At 66.1% G+C, this 19,969-nt stretch carries 20 protein-coding genes and 1 riboswitch; of the genes, 11 read left to right on the top strand and 9 right to left on the bottom strand.

The window, feature by feature from the left end; all coding sequences use genetic code 11:
• From CXY91_RS22635 to CXY91_RS22615, 5 genes are all read right to left on the bottom strand, one after another.
• Positions 1-675 carry a GNAT family N-acetyltransferase gene (locus CXY91_RS22635; protein WP_100963558.1) on the bottom strand — a complete coding sequence of 225 codons (675 nt, stop codon included), beginning with the start codon at positions 673-675 and terminating at the stop codon, positions 1-3.
• Positions 672-998: a hypothetical protein gene (locus CXY91_RS22630; protein ID WP_100963556.1), complete on the bottom strand. Its 327-nt coding sequence runs from the start codon at positions 996-998 to the stop codon at positions 672-674. Before CXY91_RS22630 ends, CXY91_RS22635 begins: the two co-directional genes overlap by 4 nt.
• Positions 995-1,834, bottom strand: a complete 840-nt coding sequence (locus CXY91_RS22625) for an isocitrate lyase/PEP mutase family protein (protein ID WP_100963554.1) — start codon at positions 1,832-1,834, stop codon at positions 995-997. The genes CXY91_RS22630 and CXY91_RS22625 overlap by 4 nt, the downstream gene beginning before the upstream one ends.
• Positions 1,835-1,981: 147 nt before the next feature.
• On the bottom strand, positions 1,982-3,817 hold the full coding sequence (locus CXY91_RS22620; protein WP_100963552.1) for an IlvD/Edd family dehydratase: 1,836 nt from the start codon (positions 3,815-3,817) through the stop codon (positions 1,982-1,984).
• 342 nt (positions 3,818-4,159) lie between these two features.
• Entirely contained in the window at positions 4,160-6,220 is a 2,061-nt protein-coding gene (locus CXY91_RS22615; protein ID WP_248307604.1) for a C1 family peptidase, read from the bottom strand.
• Positions 6,221-6,449: 229 nt separating this feature from the next.
• Between CXY91_RS22615 and CXY91_RS22610 the strand changes: the two genes are divergently transcribed.
• Together CXY91_RS22610 and CXY91_RS22605 are read left to right on the top strand one after the other, a co-directional pair.
• Positions 6,450-7,634: a pyridoxal phosphate-dependent aminotransferase gene (locus tag CXY91_RS22610; RefSeq protein WP_100963549.1), complete on the top strand. Its 1,185-nt coding sequence runs from the start codon at positions 6,450-6,452 to the stop codon at positions 7,632-7,634.
• Positions 7,635-7,636: 2 nt separating this feature from the next.
• Positions 7,637-7,969 (top strand): NIPSNAP family protein, encoded by a 333-nt coding sequence (locus tag CXY91_RS22605; RefSeq protein WP_100963547.1) that lies wholly within the window; start codon positions 7,637-7,639, stop codon positions 7,967-7,969.
• Here the strand turns inward: CXY91_RS22605 and CXY91_RS22600 are convergent, their stop codons facing one another.
• Both CXY91_RS22600 and CXY91_RS22595 read right to left on the bottom strand, forming a co-directional pair.
• Entirely contained in the window at positions 7,970-9,283 is a 1,314-nt protein-coding gene (locus CXY91_RS22600) for an MFS transporter (protein WP_100963545.1), read from the bottom strand.
• A gap of 70 nt (positions 9,284-9,353) precedes the next feature.
• On the bottom strand, positions 9,354-10,247 hold the full coding sequence (locus CXY91_RS22595; protein WP_091836447.1) for a tellurite resistance TerB family protein: 894 nt from the start codon (positions 10,245-10,247) through the stop codon (positions 9,354-9,356).
• A gap of 277 nt (positions 10,248-10,524) precedes the next feature.
• On the opposite strand from CXY91_RS22595, the gene ykgO reads away from it, so the two are divergent.
• The 6 genes from ykgO to CXY91_RS22565 all read left to right on the top strand — a co-directional run bounded on the left by ykgO (position 10,525) and on the right by CXY91_RS22565 (position 14,480).
• Entirely contained in the window at positions 10,525-10,650 is a 126-nt protein-coding gene (ykgO, locus tag CXY91_RS22590) for a type B 50S ribosomal protein L36 (protein ID WP_038363015.1), read from the top strand.
• 162 nt (positions 10,651-10,812) lie between these two features.
• Positions 10,813-11,454, top strand: a complete 642-nt coding sequence (locus tag CXY91_RS22585; RefSeq protein ID WP_100963543.1) for a tetratricopeptide repeat protein — start codon at positions 10,813-10,815, stop codon at positions 11,452-11,454.
• Positions 11,455-11,502: 48 nt separating this feature from the next.
• Positions 11,503-12,471, top strand: coding sequence for an alpha/beta fold hydrolase (locus CXY91_RS22580; protein WP_100963541.1), 969 nt, complete (start codon positions 11,503-11,505; stop codon positions 12,469-12,471).
• 68 nt (positions 12,472-12,539) lie between these two features.
• Positions 12,540-12,953 (top strand): MbcA/ParS/Xre antitoxin family protein, encoded by a 414-nt coding sequence (locus CXY91_RS22575; protein ID WP_100963539.1) that lies wholly within the window; start codon positions 12,540-12,542, stop codon positions 12,951-12,953.
• Positions 12,950-13,660, top strand: coding sequence for an RES family NAD+ phosphorylase (locus tag CXY91_RS22570; RefSeq protein ID WP_248307603.1), 711 nt, complete (start codon positions 12,950-12,952; stop codon positions 13,658-13,660). The genes CXY91_RS22575 and CXY91_RS22570 overlap by 4 nt, the downstream gene beginning before the upstream one ends.
• A 19-nt stretch (positions 13,661-13,679) precedes the next feature.
• Positions 13,680-14,480, top strand: coding sequence for an endonuclease/exonuclease/phosphatase family protein (locus CXY91_RS22565; RefSeq protein ID WP_100963535.1), 801 nt, complete (start codon positions 13,680-13,682; stop codon positions 14,478-14,480).
• 56 nt (positions 14,481-14,536) lie between these two features.
• Here CXY91_RS22565 and CXY91_RS22560 read toward each other — a convergent pair whose 3' ends face one another.
• A complete protein-coding gene (locus tag CXY91_RS22560; protein ID WP_100963533.1) occupies positions 14,537-14,971 on the bottom strand; it encodes a 6,7-dimethyl-8-ribityllumazine synthase in 435 nt (144 codons plus the stop codon).
• Positions 14,972-15,048: 77 nt separating this feature from the next.
• Positions 15,049-15,193, bottom strand: a riboswitch (FMN riboswitch).
• A gap of 42 nt (positions 15,194-15,235) precedes the next feature.
• Between CXY91_RS22560 and CXY91_RS30355 the strand changes: the two genes are divergently transcribed.
• The 3 genes from CXY91_RS30355 to CXY91_RS22550 all read left to right on the top strand — a co-directional run bounded on the left by CXY91_RS30355 (position 15,236) and on the right by CXY91_RS22550 (position 18,510).
• The gene (locus CXY91_RS30355; RefSeq protein WP_158673551.1) at positions 15,236-15,388 is read left to right on the top strand and encodes a hypothetical protein; all 153 of its coding nucleotides are present in this window, start codon (positions 15,236-15,238) and stop codon (positions 15,386-15,388) included.
• Positions 15,389-15,614: 226 nt separating this feature from the next.
• Complete coding sequence (locus CXY91_RS22555) at positions 15,615-16,601, top strand: GlxA family transcriptional regulator (protein ID WP_100963531.1); 987 nt, start codon at positions 15,615-15,617, stop codon at positions 16,599-16,601.
• Between the two features lie 67 nt (positions 16,602-16,668).
• On the top strand, positions 16,669-18,510 hold the full coding sequence (locus CXY91_RS22550) for a putative bifunctional diguanylate cyclase/phosphodiesterase (RefSeq protein ID WP_100963529.1): 1,842 nt from the start codon (positions 16,669-16,671) through the stop codon (positions 18,508-18,510).
• Positions 18,511-18,590: 80 nt separating this feature from the next.
• Here the strand turns inward: CXY91_RS22550 and pncB are convergent, their stop codons facing one another.
• Positions 18,591-19,895, bottom strand: coding sequence for a nicotinate phosphoribosyltransferase (gene pncB / locus CXY91_RS22545; protein ID WP_100963527.1), 1,305 nt, complete (start codon positions 19,893-19,895; stop codon positions 18,591-18,593).
• Positions 19,896-19,969 lie beyond the last annotated feature (74 nt).

The following is a 19,969-nucleotide window of genomic DNA, read 5'->3' as shown; positions in this document are numbered from 1 at the left end:
TCAGGCGGCTCCGGCCGTCTTCATGCAATCGGCCAGGGAGGTCTTCTGCTGGCCCTGGGCGTCGAAGTTCTCCGGCGCGAGCCAGTTCCTGAAGGCCTGCCCGACCTTGGGCCACTCGCCGTCGAGGATCGAGAACCAGGCGGTGTCGCGGTTTTCGCCCTTGACCACCTGATGCTGGCGGAAAAGGCCTTCATACTGGAAGCCGAAGCGCTGCGCGGCGCGCTTGGAAGGTTCGTTGCGGTTGTTGCACTTCCACTCATAGCGGCGATAGCCGAGCGAGAAGCCATAGTCGCCGACGAGATAGACCGCTTCCGTCGCCATGCGGGTGCGCTGCATTGAGGGCGAATAAGTGATCCAGCCGACCTCGAAGACGCCGTGCTCGGGCCGGATCTCCATCATCCAGAGATGGCCCTTGGCCTTGCCGTCGGCCTCGTCGATCACGGCGAAGGGGATGATGCCGGCCTTGTCCACCATCGACGTCAGCAGTTCGCGATAGGCGTCGCGGCTCGGCGGAAGCGTCGCGGGCAGCCAGTCCCAGACCGATTCATGGCCGTCCATGGCCTGCCAGATGTCGTCGAGATGGCGGGCCGGGTCGAGCGGCTCCAGCCGGCTATAGTGGCCCTGCAGCACCTTGGCCGGCGGAAAGGGGCGAGGCGTCCAGTTCAGCGTCGTCATGCCTTGATCGTCCTGCGCCAGGCGGTGAAGTCGTGGGTGATATGCCAGTCCGGGCCGAGCTCGGCAGCGATGGCGGCGGCGAGCTCCGTGCCTTCCTCCTCCCAGGCAATGCGCTCGGCCTCGTCGGCGAAATCGGAGGCGGCCTCGTTCGCCTCGTCATAGATCGCGTCGAAGGTATCCATCCAGCTCTCCAGCCGGTCGGCGAGGGCATCGGACAGGCCGACATCCTCGGCGTCGACCGGCTTGCACTTGCCCTTGGCGTCGACCTGCCAGAGCCCGCTTTTGCCGAGCCATTCCGGGGCAAGGAGAAGCTGCCCGCTCACGAGCGCGCCTTGAGATCGTCGCGGAAGAACGGGTTGAGCGGGGCCGAGGCGCCATTGCCGGCGAAGCCCTTGAAGCTGCCTTCGTCCTTGATCAGGCGCGTCGCCTCGATAAAGGCGGCCCAGGCGGCGCGCGCCAGAGCCGCCCCGATCGAGATGCGGCGCGTGCCGGTGGCGGCGATATCGGAGACGCTGAGGCCGACATCGCCATAGACCAGCGTGTTGACGGGCTTGCCGCCGGCGGCCGTGACGATGGCGCTGATGTCGGCGACCGTCTTCGGGCCGGGGGTGTAGAGCACATCGGCGCCGGCCTCGGCGTAGGCCTCGATGCGCCGCACCGACTCGTTCAGCGCGTCGGGGTGGCCTGTGAGGAAGCATTCGGCGCGGGCCGTCAGCACGACGCCGGTGCTGGTCTCGTCGACGGCGCGGCGGGCGGCCCGGATGCGCTCGACGGCGAGCTCGAAGGGATAGAGCGGCTCATCGGCGCGGCCGGTGGCGTCCTCGATCGAGAGGCCGGCAACGCCGGTCGCGATGCAGAGCTTGACATTGGCCGCGACGCCGTCGGGCGTGTCGGCATAGCCATTCTCGAAATCGGCATTGATCGGCAGATCGGGCACCGCCTTCACCAGTTCGGCGAGATGGGCCAGCATCATGTCGCGCGGCACGTCCTGGTCGGCACGTCCTTGCGTGAAGGCGAAGCCGGCGCTGGTCGAAGCAAGAGCCTTGAAGCCCTGGCCACGCAGCCAGCGAGCCGAGCCCTCGTCCCAAGGGTTCGGCATGACGAAGCAGCCGGATGCGTGAAGTTGGCGAAACGCGTCGACTTGCGGGGTGTAAGCCATTTTAAATCGTTTCAAATAAGCTCAGGGGCGTCATACTGTCGTCCCTGAGCCGATTTGTCAGCCCCGCTTGCGCGCATCGGCCGGCGAGCCGGGATGCGCGTTAGGAATGGCCGGCGGCAGGAGGTCCGCCGCCGCCCCTGTGCCGTGTCAGTGGTTGTCGCGCGGAATGCCGAACTTCTTGTGGATCTTCTGGTACTTGACCGCCGGCTTCAGCACCATGCCCTCGGAGAGTTCGTCGACGATCTTGCGCTGGATCTCCTGCCAGGGCGTCTGGCTCTTCGGATACTTGTAGCCGCCGGCCGCCTTGAGCTCGGCGCGGCGCTTCTCCAGCTCCTCGTCCGAGATCAGGATGTTGGCGGTGCGCTTCTTCAGGTCGATGCGGACCTTGTCGCCGGTCTTGAGCAGCGCCAGCCCGCCGCCGGTCGCCGCTTCCGGCGAGGCGTTGAGGATCGAGGGCGAGCCCGAGGTGCCGGACTGGCGGCCGTCGCCGACGCAGGCGAGGGCGGTGACACCTTTCTTGATCAGGTAATCCGGCGGCCGCATGTTCACCACCTCGGCCGCGCCGGGATAGCCGACCGGGCCGACGCCGCGGATGAAGAGAACCGTATGCTCGTCGATCGCCAGCGCCGGATCGTCGATGCGGTGATGGTAATCCTCCGGCCCGTCGAAGACGACGGCCTTGCCCTCGAAGGCCATCGGATCCTTCGGGTTCTCGAGATAGCGCTTGCGGAACTCCGGCGTGATCACCGAGGTCTTCATGATCGCCGAGTCGAACAGGTTGCCGGAGAGGTTGAGGAAGCCGGCCTCCTTCTTCATCGGCTCGTCGTAGCTCTTGATGACGTTGCGATTGATCGCGAAGAAGCCCTTGCAGTTCTCCTCATGGGTGCGGCCGTTGGCGGTGATCGCCGGCTTGAGTTTGCCCTTCTCGAGCAGCTCGGCGATGACGGCGGGCAGGCCGCCGGCCCGGTAATAGTCCTCGCCGAGATACTCGCCCGCGGGCTGCATGTTGACCAGGAGCGGCGTGTCGTAGCCGATCTTGGTCCAGTCCTCGTTGTCGAGCTTGACGCCGATATGCTTGGCGATGGCGTTGACGTGGATCGGGGCATTGGTCGAGCCGCCGATCGCCGAATTGATGACGATGGTGTTCTCGAAGGCTTCGCGTGTCAGGATCTTCGAGGGGATCAGGTTCTCCCAGACCATCTCGACGATGCGGCGGCCGGTGAGATAGGCCATCTCGTAACGGTCGCGATAGGGTGCCGGGATTGCGGCGGCGCCGGGTAGGGTCATGCCCATCGCCTCGGCGAGCGCATTCATGGTCGAGGCCGTGCCCATGGTGTTGCAATGACCCGCGGATGGCGCGGACGAGGCAACAAGATCGACGAAGCCGCGATAGTCGATCTCGCCGGCCGCCATCATCTGGCGCGCCTTCCAGACGATCGTGCCCGAGCCGGTGCGCTCGCCGCGGAAGTCGCCGTTCAGCATCGGCCCGCCGGGCAGGGCGATCGCCGGGATGTCGACCGTCGCGGCGGCCATGATCTGGGCCGGCGTGGTCTTGTCGCAGCCGGTGGTCAGAACGACGCCGTCGAGCGGGTAGCCGTAGAGGATCTCGACCAGGCTGAGATACTGCAGGTTGCGGTCGAGCGAGGCGGTCGGCCGCTTGCAGGTTTCCTGGATCGGATGGATCGGGAACTCGAATGGAATGCCGCCCATCTCGCGGATGCCGTCGCGGACGCGGGAGGCGAGCTCGAGATGATGGCGGTTGCAGGGGGCGATGTCGGAGCCGGTCTGGGCGATGCCGATGATCGGGCGGCCGGACTGCAACTCCTCGCGCGACAGACCGAAATTCATGGTGCGCTCGATATAGAGCGCGGTCATGTCGGCATTGGCGGGATTGTCGAACCAGGCTTTCGAGCGCAACTGCTCCGGCTTGATCTTGCGGACCGGCTTCTTCCCAGGCGTCTTGCTCGTCGGCGTCTTGGCCATCCCGTCATTCCCTCTCGCAGCCAGGCGGCCTTCGCGCCGCTTCGGCATCGTCTTTAAATCGATTTGACCGGCAGGTCATGCCGATCGGAGGCGAAGTGGCAAGAACCCTTGCCGCAGTTGCTGTATGCTGCATACAACGACTTGAAGCGCCGTGCCAATCGCTTGGTTGGCGCCCTCGCCAGCAAAGGTCGCTGCGGCGCAGTTTGCAAGTGTTCCAAATGCGCCCCTGCCTCCCAGGCAGCGCAGCCGCGCGCCGTGAGAGCGGCAAATCGCCGACCCGAATTCACATGCCACGCCGCATCGATGTGGGTCGGGCCGTATCTGCAGACCGACGGCCGGCTTTCAATAGCCCGTCAGTTCGTCGCTGGTCGGAGGCTTTTTCGGGGTCTTGCCAAGAATCCGCGTCATGATGGTCGTCAGCGTGGCAACGTCATTGTCGAAGCCGCCATGACTGGTCGAGCGGGTCAGGCCGAGCTTATCGTTCGCGCTCGACGAATAGTCGATCCGGATCTTGTTTGAGGGTCCCAATTCGTCGCGGAAGCGCTGCATGCCGGCCAATGGCATATTGGCTTTCTCCTCATACGCGCGGGAGACGAGATAGAGGAGCGAACGACCGTAGCCGAACGGCCCACCCCAGCCGACGACATCGTTCCGCTCGCGTTCGTCATCGAGATTGTAGAGGTAGATCCTGTCCGTCAGCGCCGGTCCGCCGGGCTTGGCGAGATAGCGTGCATAAGTCTCCTGGAAAAACTCGGTGGTGCAGGCCGGCGCCATCAGGTGGATCGAACCGAGCTCGAGCTGCGACAGGCCGAAGCGGGACATCGCGGCCAGCAGTTCGCCCAGCATGATCGAGCCGGCGCTGTGGCCGACCAGGTGCAGCACTGGCCGCTTGCCGGCCTTGTCGAGACCCTGGAGCAGCGGCTTCAGCCCGTAGAAGCCGCCATCGTAGCTCGTGCTCTTGGCGAAGGACATGGTGGCATCCTGCTTCATGTTGCGCCAGGCTCGCAGACCGAGAGGGCGCAGCAGCGTCTCGAGGGCGAGGTCGCCAAGAAAGCCGGCGACGCGTCCATCCTGCGCCTCGGACATCTTGCCGAAGACCTCGCCGATCGCCTCGGTGTTCCACATCAGATGGAAGTTATAGATCCCGTTGCGGCTGAAGACCGCGTTTCGCTTCCACGTGGCGATCCGGTTGGCTTCGTCGCTGGTGCTGTTCAGGCCGCCATGGGCGTAGATGACGAGATGCTGGTAACCCTGCCCCTCGTTCGATGTGGGATCGACGAGGCGCTTGACGGTCTCGGTCATTTCAGCCGGCGTCGGCGAATAGTAGCGGCCGCCGGTGACGTAGGCGCCGTCGTCGATATTGATGAAATGGCCGACGATATCCGTCCGGACCGGGGACGCGGCGGCCTCCTTGAGCAGGCCGGCATTGGCGAGCGTGCGTCGCGGCAAGGCGCTGAAGGCGGTCGGAGCGTGGACGCCGAGCTGAAGCACCCAGGCATCCATCACGGTCGCGGCCCAGTCCTCGTACGACCAGTGGGCAATGCCGTCATCGCCCCAGGAACTGCCCCAGGAGTTCAGCACCCAGAAGCCGGTCGCGTCATAGCCGACGATGGCGAAGGCGTGGCCACCGGCGGACACGCCGCTCGGCACGATCTGATTCTTTTCCGGCTTGGCCCAGCCTGAGTGAATCTGCGCGGAGGCGACGATGACGCCGATCTCGTCGAGGGCGGCGTGATAGTCGGCGAGATCCGGCATCAATCTGTAGTAGGCGCCGATCCGGTTCTGGCGCGCCTCCTTGCCGATTTCATAGGTCAGGATCCACGGATCGGTAGCATCGTCGTCGACCAGTCCCTGGGTGCAGACGCCGTTGCGGTAGAAGCCGCTGATCGCGCCGCGAATGCTCGACCCCTCGTAGCGGGTACCGGTCCACTCGTCGTTGAGTTTGGCCATTTCGTACAGCATGCGGGCGCTGACGCTGATCGCCGGCGCGTCGAGACCGGCACGATGCAGCAGCATGTCCACGGCATGGGCGAGCGCATAGCCCGTGCAGCTGTTGCTGCTGCCCTGATCGCGGATCTTGAAGGGGATCGACGGATACCGGCTCGGTCTCAAAGCCCGCAGATGAGGCTGGTAGATGCGGTCGCGGATATCCGGCAGGTCCGGCAGGACATCCAGCCTGCGCCCCGAGAGTTTCTTGGGACTAGCGCTGAAACTACGATTGGCGATCCGGATTACGGGGGCGTCGACGTCGGCGACCGTATCGGACGGCATCTCGATCGGGGCCGGGGCAGGTTCCGCACCGATCTTGGCCGCTGCTTCCGCCGGGGTCACCGGCTCGATCGGCTTTTGAGCCTCGCTGGCGCGTTCCGCCGGCGGCTTTCCGGATGTCGTCGCTTTTGCCATGTTTCGCCCCCCAAACGGTCGCGGTCGAGGCAAGCGCTGGCGAAGCCGCGGATCCGGCCGTCCTTATGAACGTCAGGATTGCATTGCGGCTCTCTGATGTCGAGATGCGCTGCAGGGCCTTGCGTGTCGTGATGGCGGTCGGCGCGGTCCTCTTGCCAGCTCGGTGCTTTGCACGGAAGAGAGTGGGAAAGGCGCAACCGCTGGCGCCGCACGTGAAGAGGAAACTGCCATGACGCTGCATGTCGTCCCGTCCTTTGGCCGGATCGGCGAGGAGAACGCTTTCGCCGTGCTCGCTCGCGCCACCGAATTGCAGCGCCAGGGCAAGGACATCATCAATCTCGGCATCGGCCAGCCGGATTTCCCGACGCCGGAGCATATCGTCGAGGCGGCGGTCAAGGCGCTGCGCGACGGTCATCACGGCTACACGCCGGCCAATGGCATCCTGCCGTTGCGCGAGGCCGTCGCCGCCGACCTGCATAAGCGCTTTTCGGTCGATGTCTCGCCTGAGGAGGTGATGATCGTGCCGGGCGGCAAGGTCACCATGTTCATGGCGATCCTGATGTTCGGCGAGCCCGGCGCCGAGATCCTCTATCCCGATCCAGGCTTCCCGATCTATCGCTCGATGATCGAGTATACCGGCGCGACGCCGGTGCCCGTGCCGATCCGCGAGGAGAACGGCTTTGCCTTCTCCGCGGAGGAGACTCTGTCGCTGATCACGCCGAAGACGCGGCTGCTGATCGTCAACTCGCCCGCCAACCCGACCGGTGGCGTCACGCCCAAGGCCGAGGTCGACAAGCTCGTCGCCGGCCTCGCCCGCTTCCCCGATGTCGCCGTGATGTCGGACGAGATCTACGACCAGATGCTCTATGACGGGGAGAAGCATGTCTGCCTGCTGAGCTATCCCGAGATCCGCGACCGGCTGATCCTGCTCAATGGCTGGTCGAAGACCTATGCCATGACCGGCTGGCGCATGGGCTTCTCGGTCTGGCCGAAGCCGCTCTACGACAACGCCCGCAAGCTCGCGGTGAACTCGCATTCCTGCGTCAACGCCCCGGCGCAATGGGCGGGGCTCGCCGCACTGACCGGCCCGCAGGATGCGGTCGCGATGATGCTGGCGGAGTTCGACCGACGTCGGAAGGCGGTGGTCGCCGGGCTCAACGCGCTGCCGGGCGTCTCCTGCATCGTGCCGAAGGGTGCCTTCTACGCCTTTCCGAACGTGTCGCAGACCGGCTGGAAGGCTAAGAAGCTGGCCTCGGCCCTGCTCGAGGACGCTGGCGTCGCCACGATCGGCGGGCCGGATTTCGGCGTGCATGGCGAAGGCTACATCCGCCTCTCCTATGCCAACTCGCTGGAGAACATCGAACGTGCGCTCGGGCGGATGGGCGAGTTCCTGAAGAACGCGAAGGCTGCCTGAAGATGATCACCTGCCATCTGCGCTACATCGTCGACCCCTACCAGCTCCCGGCCTTCGAAGCCTATGGCAAGGCCTGGATCCGCCTGGTCGAGCGCTTCGGCGGCAAGCACCACGGATATTTCATGCCGTCGGAAGGGACCTCGAACGTCGCGCTGGCAATGTTCAGCTTCCCGTCCTTCGCCGAGTACGAGGCCTATCGCGAGGCCTCGTTCAAGGACGCCGAGTGCCTCGCGGTGGTCGCCGAGAACGAGAAGCACCGCTTCATCGTCAGCTATGAGCGCAGCTTCTTCCGGCCGGTGTTCGAGGACGACCAGGGCGTCAAGCGCGCGCCCTGATCAGCCGGACGACTTGACGCGACCCGGCACCAGCCGGACCTTGCGCGGCGCTGCCAGCCAGATCGCTGCCGCCGAGATGAAGCAGCAGGCGATGACCAGCAGGAAAGCGAGGCGGTAGCTGCCGGTGGCGTCGTGGATCGTGCCGGCAAGCCAGGGTCCGGCGGCGCCGCCACCGAGCAGCGCCACCGTGACCGTCCCGAAGATCGCGCCAAAATGCGGCCCCTCGAAAATCTCGAAGACGATCGGCCCCAGCACCGAGGTGATCGCATAACCCAGGAAGCCCTGCGTGATCACCATCACATAGAGCAACACGGGCGAGGGGGTGTGCTCCAGCGCGATCAGCGCGGCATAGCAGATGGCAAAGCCGAGGCAGCCGATCATCCAGATCCATTCCCGGCCGATCCGGTCCGACAGGGCGCCGAGCGCGATCTGGCCGGGGATGGCGACGGCGCTGACCAGCCCCAGCGCCCAAGCCGCCATGAGCGGAGAAAAACCGACCTCGATCAGGTACTTGGTCTGGTGGACCTGGACGGCATACCAGGCGACGAGCGCGCAGAAATAGCCGATCATGATCCACCAGAGGCGGGCCGTGCGCAGTGCCCGCGCCAGCGTCCAGTCGACCGCGACCCAGGCCGGATCGACAACCGCCGCCTTGCGTTGCGCGGCGACGGTGCCCGCCGGGGCAGTCTCGCCGTCCGGCTGCAGGCCGAGATCCTGCGGCCGGCGCCGAACCAGCAGGTTGAGCGGGCCGAGGAGGAACAGGACGAGCAGCCCCATGATCCAGCAGGCCGCGCGCCAGCCGTCCCGGCTGATGATCGATTGCAGCCAGGGCAGGAGCAGCAGCGCGCCGAAGCCGACGCCGGAAAAGGCGATGCTGATGGCGAAGGCCCGGCGCCGCACGAACCAGTTGGGCAGGAACAGCGACTGCGCCGAGAAGCTCATCAGGTTGGCGCCGCAGCCGACGAGGACGCCAAGCGTCAGATAGAGGTGCCAGGCCGCGCCGATCGCAGGCGCGATCAACATGCCCGCTGCCAGCATCGCCACGCCGGTCTCGATGACCACGCGCGGGCCATGCTTGTCCATCATGCGGCCGACGAAGGTGCTGGTCACGGCCGACAGCAGGAAGCCGAAGGAGAACGCGCCCGAGGCGAGGCCACGATCCCAGCCGAATTCGCCGATCAGCGGCGGCAGCAGCAGCGAGAAGGCCGTGCGAGCGTTGACCGCCACCGCCATGGTGACGAAGGCGATGCCGATGACGAGCCAGCCATAGTAGAACGGCAGGCGCGCCGACCAATGCGGATTTGGTGACTGCATGCCGCATTGGACGGCTCGGCGCGCCGGGCGGTCAATCCATGCCCGGCGCACTGCAGACCTGCGTTACCGGTCAGGCCTTCGCGGCGCTCGCGGCTGCATCGATGTTCGCGACCAGCTCGGCATCGAGGCCGAGCGAGCCGGCGAGGCCGGCGAGGAAGTCCTTCTCGGCCGGGGTATCCGGATTGATGGCGATCCGGGCAGCAGTATAGATCTGCGCCGCGAGCTCGGGCGTCTCGGCGCCCTCGACCAGCGTATCCACGCTCGCCGGGTTCGCCAGCTCGTTGGCGAGCCACTGATTGGCTTCGGCATCGAGCCCGGCCTCGCGCAGCCCGCCGATGATGGCATTGCGCTCGACATCGTCGATATGGCCGTCGGCAGCGGAGGCTGCGATCATGGCGCGGATGAAGACCAGCGCGTGCTCGTTCTTGGCAGCTTCAGGCTCGAAGCCGGAACCGGCCGGTGCGGGAAGCGCGGCCTGCTGATCTGCGCCGAGCAGCGGCTTGCCGGCCTGATAGTTCTGATAGGCCTTGTAGGCGAGGCCCCCGACCAGAGCGAGGCCGCCGAGCTTGGCGGCGGAGCCGGCGATCGAGCGGCCTGCCGAGGTGCCGAAGATCAGCGCGCCGAGGCCGCCGAGCACGGCGCCGGCGGCGAGCTGGTTGCCGCCAAGCATGCCCTTGGCCTGCTCGATCAACTGCTCGGGTGTCTTGCCGCCGGAGAACTGACCGACGATGTCGGTCGCACCTTGCTGCAGGCCGGTATTGCGGGCGGCGTCCTGCACGCCCTGGCTGGCCTGCCCGAAGATCTGGCCGGCCATGCCGGCGAGGCCGCCGGCGCCGCCGGCTTGCTGGACCTGCTGGGCGAGGTTGCCGAGCACGCCGCCCAACCCGCCGGCCTGGCCGCCCTGGGCGCCAGCCTGGCTGCCCGCATTGACGAGGGCGTCGAGGAGGGACTTGGCGTTGAACATGGAGAGAGCTCCCTGATAGGTCTGCCGTCGCCGCAATCTAGGTATGCAGTGGCCGGGACGCTAGGGCCGCCATGCGATTGCGACGAGAGCATGACGCACGCGATCACCAGGCGGAAAAACGCGCCGGGGCCTTGCCAATCCCGGCAAAATCCTTATACAGCCGGCCATCGCATCAGGCGCGCATGTCGTTTGCTCGATGAGAGCCGGCCTCCGGTTCGCGTCGCCTTCAGTTTTTTGACCGGTTTCGCCGCGAGGCGGGCCGATGGGAGTACCGGTTATGAAGATCCGCAATTCGCTGAAGTCGCTGCGCGCGCGCCACCGCGACAACCAGCTCGTGCGTCGCAAGGGCCGCGTCTACATCATCAACAAGGTCCAGAAGCGCTTCAAGGCGCGCCAGGGCTGAGGTTCCGTGCGGCCGTCGGGCTGCGCTGGAAGCTTCCTTGTCGAGATTGAGCGGGCTGCACAGTGTGCGGCCCGCTTTTTTGGCGTGTGCATGGCCATGTTCTCCAGCGATCTCGCTGGGCCGTGAATTGACGCCGCGCTTCGCCGGGCTCACCTTGAGGGCATGAGACTCTCTCGTCTTGCCCGCCTTGCGCTGCTTCCGGGGCTGCTGCTCGCAGCCGCCCCCGGGGTTCTTGCGCAGGACAAACCGTTGCGTGACGGCGCCGTGCCGAACGCCGATCGCGACGACAAGCCCAACCTGCCGGAAGCGCCACCGCCGCGCAGCCCCGTCACGCTCGACCGGTTGTTCGAGCGGCTTGCCGGCGCCAAGACGCCGGAGGAGGCGAAGGGAATCGCCAACCTGATCCAGCGGCGCTGGGCGCGGTCGGGGTCGGATACGGCCGATCTCCTGATGACCAGAGCGCAGGATGCGCTGAAGGCGCGCGAATTGCCGCTGGCGATCGAATTGCTCGACCGGGTCGTCACCCTGGAGCCCGACTGGGCCGAGGGTTGGAATCAGCGGGCCAATGCGCTGTTTCTCGCGGGTGATCCGATTCGCTCGCTGCTCGACATCGCCGAGACGCTGAAGCGTGAGCCGCGCCATTACGGCGCGATGATGGGCCTCGGCACGATCCTGCGCCAGCAGGGCGACGACAAGCGCGCCATGGTCGCCTATCGGCGGGCGCTCGCCATCTATCCGCAGCTCGACGCGGTGAAGGACGCCGTCGAATCGCTCAAGCTCGAGGTCGACGGCCGCGACGCGTGACTCGCTTTTTCCGCAGAACCGAATCCGTTCGCTGCGCGTAAACCGTCGATGCTGCGCTTTGCCCTGATCGCTCTCGTTCTCGTCGCCGGCGGGCTTGCCCTGTTCAGCGAGATGACGCGCGCCGAGGTGGAGCAGCGCTACCCGCCGCGGGGTGCATTCGTCGCTGTCGAAGGTGGACGGCTGCATTATCGCGAGCGGGGGCCCGACGGACAATCGCGCGGCACGGTGGTGCTGGTGCATGGCGCTTCGTCCAACCATGCCGACCTGCTGGCGACGCTCGGGCCTGAGCTGTCGCATTATCGCGTTGTCGCCATCGACCGGCCGGGCCATGGCTGGAGCGAGCGGCTGGCCGGGCGGGCGATGGCCGACCCGGGACGGCAGGCGCAGGCGCTGATGCAGGGGCTCGACCAGATCGTTCCCGAGCGCTTCGCGCTGGTGGCGCATTCGCTCGGCGGCGCAGCCTCGGCTCGGATTGCCCTCGACCGGCCGGAGCGGCTGAGTGGACTTATCCTGCTCGGTGCGGTCACCCACCCATGGCCGGGCGGCATCGCCTGGTATCATCACCTCACCACAGCGCCGCTGCTCGGGCCGGTGTTCAGCCGCGTCGTCGCCGTACCGGTGGCGCGCTATCTGCTCAGCGGCGGCGCGCGCTCGGTGTTCGAACCGGCACCGGAAACGCCTGATTACATCGAGACCGGCGAGATCCGCCTGCTGATGCGCCCGGCCGTGTTCGAGGCGAACTCCCAGGACATCGCCGCGACCTTCGATTTCGTCAGCGCGCAGGCGCCGCGCTATCGCGAGCTGAAGGTTCCGGTGGTGGCGATCACCGGCGACAGCGATGCCATCGTCTCGCCGACAATCCACTCCGCGGCGATCGCGCGACAGGCCCCGCAAGGTCGGTTCGTCCTGTTGCCCGGTGTCGGTCACATGCCGCATCATGCCGCGCCGGAAATCGTCGTCGATGCGATCGACCAGATTGTCGGGGCGACATCGGGGCTGGCATTGAACGCCGATTGACGCGATCGTTGCGTCATATTGCCATTTGGCAGCATTTTATCTATCTTATGCCAAATGGAGATTGTCCGATGAGCCAGCTCTCGCCGGTTCCAACGTCGCCCGATGCCTTCTCGCCTGCTGCGATCACAGAGGCCGAGGCTGCGGCGATGTTCCGTGCTTCGGTGAACCTGTTCCGGCTCTGGGGGCTGACCGACGACGAGGCCGCCGTGCTGCTCGACCAGCCCGTGCGCAGCTATCGGCGCTGGAAGGCGGGTGAGATCGGCCGGATCGACCGCGACGGGCGGGCGCGGCTCTCCAATCTGATGGGCATCCACAAGGCGCTGCGCCTGATCTTCCGCGAGCCGCAGCGCGGCTATGCCTGGATCAAGGCGGGCAACGCGGCCTTCGCCGGCAAGTCGGCATTGGAGGTCATGCTCGGCGGCGAGCTCACCGACCTGATGCGGGTGCGGCGCTATCTCGACGCGGAGCGCGGACTCTGGTGAGCACGGACGACGTTCCGGTCGCGCCGGTCGCCTGGCCGGCGGCGGTCCGTATCATCCGCAGTGCCTTCCCGCCGATCGACCTGTTCGAGGATATCGCCGACCCCGGCGACTGGCCGTTGCTGATCCTGGCAGAGATGAAGACCAATCCGCGGCTGATGGAGACGATCGGCAATCTCGACCTGGTGCCGCCGGCCCGCCGCGTCTCCGGGGCGGGCGCGAGCTGGCTGATGGCGCCGTTCACCCATATCAGCCGCGACCGCCCGAGCCGGTTCAGCGATGGCAGCTTCGGCGTGCTCTATGTCGCCGAAAGCTTCGAGACGGCGCTGTTCGAGACGATCCACCACCATGGCCGCTTCATGGCACGGACGAAGGAGCCGCCCGGCTGGACCTCGCAGTTCCGGGAACTGGTACTGTCGATCGAGGCCGCCCTCCACGATCTGCGCGGCGAGCGGGCTGGGGAGAGCGCGCTGCTGCGGCCTGACGATTATTCGGAAAGCCAGGCGCTGGGTTCGAGGCTGCGCGCCGCCGGCTCGGATGGCGTGGCCTATCCGAGCGTGCGCCGGCCGGGTGGAGAGTGCGCCGGGCTGTTCTGGCCCGATCTCGCCGGCAATCCCGTCCAGGGCCGGCATCTTGCCTATCACTGGAACGGCGAGCGGGTCGATCTCTTCCGCGAAGCCGGGACCGGCAAGGTGTTCCGGATCGGCTAGACAGACAAGGACTACCGCATTGCGCATCATGTGCCTGAATGGCTGGGGCGGGACACTGCACGAGGAGGCGCGCGCGTATCTGGCGCGGGAGGCGCCTGATGTCCTCTGCCTGCAGGAGGTCGTCCATACGCCGGCAGCAAACAAGGACTGGCTGGACTATCGCGACGGCGATCATGTGCTGCCGCAGCGCGCCAACTTCTTCCAGGACATATCGGCGGCACTGCCGGAGCATGTCGCGATTTTCTGCCCGGCGGCGCAGGGCATCTTGTGGGATGGCGATGAGACCGTGCCATCGCAATGGGGGCTCGCGACCTTCGTGCACCGCCGCTTTCCGATCGTCGGGCAGATGCAGGGCTTTGTGCACAAGGGCTTTTCCCCGGACGGCTATGGCGAGCATCCGCGCTCGCGTAGCGCCCATGTCGTCCGGCTCCACGATTTCGATCTGGGCAAGTCGATCACCATCGCGCACATGCATGGATTGAGAGATCTCCGCGGCAAGATCGACACGCCGGAGCGCCTCGCGCAGGCGCAGCGCCTGGTCCGCCTGGTCCAGGCCGTGGCGGAGCCGGGTGGCCGGCTCGTCGTCTGCGGCGATTTCAATGTCGAGCCCGACAGCCAGACCTTCGGGATTCTGGCCAGTCTCGGGCTGAAGGATCTCGTCGTCGGCCGCGGCCATTCCGATACCCGGACATCCCACTACAAGAAGCCGGGTCGCTATGCCGACTACATGCTGGTGAACGAGGCGGTCGAGGTTATCGCCTTCACGGTCGTCGAGCAGCCAGAGGTTTCGGACCACAGGCCGCTGCTGATCGAGGTCTAGCGGCCATCGAGGCTGCCTCTCGATCGCGCGAGTGGCAGCCTCGTGCATTGGAACCGTCAGGCCGCCAGGCGGGCGCGGGTGCGGACGATCATGAGCGCTGCTTCCGCTGCTTCGCGGCCCTTGGTCACGAAATGCGCCCTGAAGATCTCGGCGTGATGCGGCGCCTCCCGGTAATGATGCGGGGTCAGCGAGACCGAGAGCACCGGCACGCCGGTATCGAGCCCGGCCCGCATCAAGCCGTCGACGACGGCCTGCGCGACGAAGTCATGGCGATAGATGCCGCCGTCCACGACCAGCGCCGCGGCGGCGACTGCGGCGTAGCGGCCGGTCGCGGCGAGGTCGCGTGCGAGCAGCGGCATCTCGAATGCGCCCGGCACGTCGAAGACATCGACCTGAGCGGGAGGGATGACCTTGAGGAAGCCCTTGAGGGCCTGGTCGACGACATCGGCGTGCCAGGCGGCTTTGATGAAGGCAAAACGGGCGAGTGTCACAGTGATCTCCTTTCGCGACAGACACGTCACCCAAGGCGATCACGGCCGCGCGCCGCGCCGGTGGAGCGCGGACGACGGCACGTTCTCTTTCTTCCGGACTGTGACCGTCGGCTCAGGCATCGCACCTGATCTGCTGACCCTTCCTCGCGAAAGGCGCTCGCGGGCTCACGGCCGGGGCCGCATACCGCCGGTGGGGAATTTCGACCCGCCCTGAGAACACCTCGACGATACCCGACTTGCGCAGCGCGGCAAGGAACAGCCGCCATGCGCTGGAAGCGGAAGCGCTTCTGCATGGCTGCGGCTCCGGCTTGCCGGGCGATCAAGCTCCGCACCGAATTGACCCTGTCCCCGGTCGGCTATGTCGAGCAGAGGCGTTCGGGCCCTCTGCCGAACCCTTCAGAGCATGTGCAGGATTGACGGCGAGCGCTTAGGATCGCGGCATATGGAATCGTGCGAGGTGGTGATCGGGAGGCGGCGCCGGGGCGGCAGGACGGCGAGCAGGTTCCAGCCTAAGGTGCTGCTCCAGCGGAGCGCCTGATTGTCGCGGGCAGATGCGCCTGGCCGGCGATGGCGGCCGCTCTCACAGGCTGGTGCGGGCTGACCTTCCTGCAGCGTATGCACTCGCCGCCCGAGGAACATCCACATGCGGATCACCATCTTCGTTCCCTCCAACGTTCACTCGCTGGAACTCGCTGGCCTGATGGACGTGTTCGCCGAAGCCAATGCGCGCGCAGCCGAGGCGTTCTACGAGGTCGGCATCGTCGCCGAAGAGGACGGGCCGATCCGGTGCGGCTCGGGACTCAGGGTCCTGCCGGACTCAGATTACCTCAGGAGCCCGAAGGATCCCGACACGCTTCTCATGGCCGGCAGCGTCGGCGTTCCCAGTGCCCCGGGCAGGGACGTCATCGACTGGCTGGCCCGGACGGCTCCGCAGACACGGCGCTACGGCTCGGTCTGCACGGGGGCGTTCCTGCTTGGTGACGCCGGGCTCCTCGGCGGCCGCCACGTGGCGACGCACTGGCAATATGCGCCGCTCCTGGCCGAGCGATTTCCGGACGCGAAGGTGGACGGTGATCGCGTCTTCGTCCGAGATGGCGCGATGGTCACCTCCGCCGGGTCGAGCGCGGCGATCGATCTCGGCCTTTCGCTGGTCGAGGAGGATCTGGGCCGCGACGTGGCGCTTTATGTCGCCCGTCGCCTGGTCGTGTTCCTGAAGCGGCCGGGGGACCAGTCTCAGTTCAGCATGCATCTGGCGGCCCAAGCCATCGACCGCAGCCGCCTCAACAAGGTCCAGCAGTATATCCTGAGCCATCCGGATGCCGACCTTTCCGTCAACACTCTGGCGAGTATCGCGGCGATGAGTCCGCGCAACTTCACGCGGGTCTTCACGCAGGAGGTGGGAATCGCGCCGTCCGAATATGTCGATCTCACGCGGATCGATGTCGCGCGCTTTCTGCTGGAATCCAGCCGCCTGCCAATCGAGTCAGTCGCGGCGAAAAGCGGATTCGGCTCCGCGCGGGCGATGCGCCGCGCCTTTCTCGCTCATATCGGAGCGATGCCCTCAGACTACCGCGAACGATTCCGGACGTCCGGAAACGGGTCGAGACCCACTATGGCCGAAATCGGCTGACGGTTGTCCCGAAACGACCGCGCCCCCGGATTGCCCGGCGACAGGCAACCGCGCCATTGCTCGGGTCATGAAAGACTTCAAGGAAGCGGAGCTCCCGAAGTTCATCAAGCTCGTGCCGAAGCCGCTCGGCAATTGCGTGAACTCCGGCTCGGACTCCCTGCTCCGCTCGATCCTGCCGACGCTGGTCGAGGACTTCTCCGATGGTGTGGCTATCGGCCGGATTTCTGCAGGAAGCGGGCCGCTGATCTACGTGAACACGGCCTTTGAACGGCTGACGGGCTATGCGCGGCACGAGACGCTCGGGAAAGATTGTCGCTACCTGCAAGGCAATGAGCGGGAGCAGCCGGAAGTCGCCCGTATAGCAGCGGCCATCAGGGCGGCCGAACCGGTCGATGTCACCTTGCGCAACTACCGGAAGGACGGGTCGGCCTTTTGGAACAGCCTCAGCCTCCGACCATTCACGATCGGCGACGAACTGCTCTATCTCGCCATTCTTCGCGACGTGTCGGCGACGCGCCAGACAGAGATCGCCCTCGATCGCGCCGCTAATCTCGACGTTGCAACAGGATGTCTCAACCGACAGGCTTTCATCGTCGCTGCGGAAAGGCGTTTCGCGACACGCGCCGGCCCGGTCATGATCGTAAAGCTCGACGTGATCGGCTTCCACGACATCAACGCCGGGTACGGCTTCGATGTCGGGGACGCGCTGCTGATGGAAACGGGTCGCCGACTGCGCGAGACCGGCGCTGCTCTCGTCGCCCGCATCGGGGCAAATGAGTTCGCCCTGGCCTTCGAACCGGCGCATGAAGCCAGCGGGCCGCCGATCGTCGCCGAGGTGTGCGCCGCGCTCGCCCCGGACTTCGTCGTTCCCGGAGCAAATGTTTCGCTGCGCTTTGCCGTTGGCTATGCGCTCGGTCAGCCCAATGGCAACGCGATCTCCCTCATCCGAAATGCCGGGGCGGCGCTGCATGCAGCGAAATCGGCTCCGCTGAGCGGCCCCCGCCAGTTTCAGAGCGAAGATGAGGATGAAGCGCGCAACCGGGTCCAGCTGACCCGCGAGTTAAGGGCTGCTCTCGCAAACGACCAGTTCTTCCATCATTTCCAGCCCCAGATCGACTTGGTGACGGGCGAGTGGGTCGGCGCTGAGGCGCTGATGCGATGGAACCACCCCCTGTTCGGCGTCCTGCCGCCGGGGCGATTCATCGCGGCGGCAGAGCGGATCGGCCTCCTCCTCGATCTCGGCGAGCGCGGTCTTGCCGCCGTCGCCGCCTTTGCACGCAAGATCAACAAATACAGGGAAAGGCCGCTGCGCTTCTCGGTCAACGTGTCCGCCACGGAATTTCTGCACCGCGACATGGCGGAGATCGTGGACCGGGTGATCCGAAGGGCCGGTGTCGAACCGGCCTGGCTGACGCTCGAGATCACCGAAAGCATGTTTCTCAACGACTCGCCCGGCGTGCTGGCGGCGATGCACCAGCTGCGGGACCTTGGCGTCGGCCTCTCCGTCGATGACTTCGGGACCGGTTATTCGAACCTGCGTCTGCTCGAGGTATTTCCGGTCACGGAGATCAAGATCGACCGAAGCTTCGTCGCCGAACTGGCTGCCAGTCATTCGAAGATGGTCATCGTCCGGGCCATCATCGATCTCGGTCGCGCCCTCGGTACCGCCGTCGTGGCGGAGGGGGTGGAAACCGAGGCCCAGCGGGCGCTGCTGGCCGGCATGGGATGTCCGATCGGCCAAGGCTATTTGTTCAGTCCTCCCGAGGACAGCGAAAGTTTCGCAGCAAAGCTGCGCCTGGCATCCTCCGACGGACAGATGAATCGGGCAACGAAGGACGATCGCTTTCGCGCCAAGACGGCGTTCGGCTTCCTGTTGCCTGTGCAGCTTCCACGCGACGCCGATCGCTGACGCCGACTTCTAGGGCCGACCACGAGGCCCTGACGGACCACGATCGCCGACGCAAGCCAGCCGCCGATGAGAGCCAGCGGCTAAACCCTCACAGCCTTCGCCTTCCGATCCGCCCCACCGAACACCCGCAGATACCGCGCGATCTCGGCCGGGTCGCCGGTCGCCTTGTTCGGGTTGTCGGAGAGCTTCACCGCCTGGCGGCCATTGGCGCTGACGACCTTGCAGACCAGCGAGATCGGGTCGAGATCGGGCGTGCCGACCGGCGAGCAGCCGACGAAGTCGTTGGTCAGGTTGGTGCCCCAGCCGAAGCCGGTGCGGACCCGGCCGTGGAAATGCCGGTAGGCCTCCTCGATCGAGTCGATGTCCATGCCGTCGGAGAAGATCAGCAGCTTGCTCCTGGGATCGCGCCCCTGCGATTTCCACCAGGCGATGATCTGCTCGCCGGCTTCGATCGGCGGGGCGCTGTCGGGACGAAAGCCCGTCCAGTCGGCGAGCCAGGATGGGGCATCGTCGAGGAAGGCGGTGGTGCCGAAGGCGTCGGGCAGCACGATCAGGAGGTTGCCGCCATAGACCTGGCGCCATTCGTCGAGCACGCGATAGGGCGCGCGCTTCAGCTCCTCGTCGCTGTCGGCGAGCGCCGCCAGCACCATCGGCAATTCATGGGCGTTGGTGCCGATCGCCTCGAGATCGTTCTCCATGGCGAGCAGGACATTGGAGGTGCCGGTGAAGGTCGGGCCCAAGCCCTCCTTCAGTGCCTCGACGCACCAGCGCTGCCAGAGATGGCCGTGGCGGCGGCGCGTGCCGAAATCGGAGATGCGCAGGTCCGGCAGCTTCTTCAGCCGCTCGACCTTGTCCCAGAGCTTCGACTTGGCGCGGGCATAGAGCACGTCGAGGGCAAAGCGATCCCAGGTCTTGAGCGCCTGGCGCGAGCGCAGTTCGTTGACGATGGCGAGCGCCGGGATCTCCCACATCATCGAGTGGGTCCAGGGGCCGGCGAAGGTCAGCTCGTACTGGCCGTCGACCTTGCGCAGCTCGTAGTCCGGCAAGCGGAACTCGGCGAGCCAGGCGATGAAGTCCGGCGTGAACATCTGGGTCTTGCCGTAGAAGCTGTTGCCGGCGAGCCAGATCAGCTCCTTCTTGGTGAAGCGCAATTCGCGGGCATGGTCGAGCTGAGCGCGCAGCTCGGCTTCCTCGATCACGTCGGCGAGACGGATCTGTTTGGATCGGTTGATCAGGCCGAAGGTGACCTGCACCTCCGGGTGGAAGCTCCTGATCATCTGCAGCATGAGCAGCTTGTAGAAGTCGGTGTCGAGCAGGCTGCGGATGATCGGGTCGAGCCGCCAGCTGTGATTATAGGTCCGGGTGGCGATGTCGGTGAGGGCCATGGGCGTCGCTGACTCGCAGAGGCTGACCGCTCAAGCAGTAGAGCAGGGGCGGGCGCAGGGGAATGCCGAGCAGA

This window comes from Allobosea sp. FBZP-16 (genome assembly GCF_002831785.1).
Lineage (GTDB): Bacteria > Pseudomonadota > Alphaproteobacteria > Rhizobiales > Beijerinckiaceae > Allobosea > Allobosea lupini.
The sequence above is the reverse complement of the archived record's forward strand: the minus strand, read 5'-3'. Positions and strand labels throughout refer to the sequence as shown.

Bases quoted from the DNA above. Each gene is read 5' to 3' on its own strand.
- CXY91_RS22635 (WP_100963558.1), bottom strand. From the start codon at position 675: ATGACGACGCTGAACTGGACGCCTCGCCCCTTTCCGCCGGCCAAGGTG.
- CXY91_RS22625 (WP_100963554.1), bottom strand. From the start codon at position 1,834: ATGGCTTACACCCCGCAAGTCGACGCGTTTCGCCAACTTCACGCATCC.
- CXY91_RS22620 (WP_100963552.1), bottom strand. From the start codon at position 3,817: ATGGCCAAGACGCCGACGAGCAAGACGCCTGGGAAGAAGCCGGTCCGC.
- CXY91_RS22615 (WP_248307604.1), bottom strand. From the start codon at position 6,220: ATGGCAAAAGCGACGACATCCGGAAAGCCGCCGGCGGAACGCGCCAGC.
- CXY91_RS22610 (WP_100963549.1), top strand. From the start codon at position 6,450: ATGACGCTGCATGTCGTCCCGTCCTTTGGCCGGATCGGCGAGGAGAAC.
- CXY91_RS22605 (WP_100963547.1), top strand. From the start codon at position 7,637: ATGATCACCTGCCATCTGCGCTACATCGTCGACCCCTACCAGCTCCCG.
- CXY91_RS22600 (WP_100963545.1), bottom strand. From the start codon at position 9,283: ATGCAGTCACCAAATCCGCATTGGTCGGCGCGCCTGCCGTTCTACTAT.
- CXY91_RS22595 (WP_091836447.1), bottom strand. From the start codon at position 10,247: ATGTTCAACGCCAAGTCCCTCCTCGACGCCCTCGTCAATGCGGGCAGC.
- ykgO (WP_038363015.1), top strand. From the start codon at position 10,525: ATGAAGATCCGCAATTCGCTGAAGTCGCTGCGCGCGCGCCACCGCGAC.
- CXY91_RS22585 (WP_100963543.1), top strand. From the start codon at position 10,813: ATGAGACTCTCTCGTCTTGCCCGCCTTGCGCTGCTTCCGGGGCTGCTG.
- CXY91_RS22580 (WP_100963541.1), top strand. From the start codon at position 11,503: ATGCTGCGCTTTGCCCTGATCGCTCTCGTTCTCGTCGCCGGCGGGCTT.
- CXY91_RS22575 (WP_100963539.1), top strand. From the start codon at position 12,540: ATGAGCCAGCTCTCGCCGGTTCCAACGTCGCCCGATGCCTTCTCGCCT.
- CXY91_RS30355 (WP_158673551.1), top strand. From the start codon at position 15,236: ATGCGCTGGAAGCGGAAGCGCTTCTGCATGGCTGCGGCTCCGGCTTGC.
- CXY91_RS22555 (WP_100963531.1), top strand. From the start codon at position 15,615: ATGCGGATCACCATCTTCGTTCCCTCCAACGTTCACTCGCTGGAACTC.
- CXY91_RS22550 (WP_100963529.1), top strand. From the start codon at position 16,669: ATGAAAGACTTCAAGGAAGCGGAGCTCCCGAAGTTCATCAAGCTCGTG.
- pncB (WP_100963527.1), bottom strand. From the start codon at position 19,895: ATGGCCCTCACCGACATCGCCACCCGGACCTATAATCACAGCTGGCGG.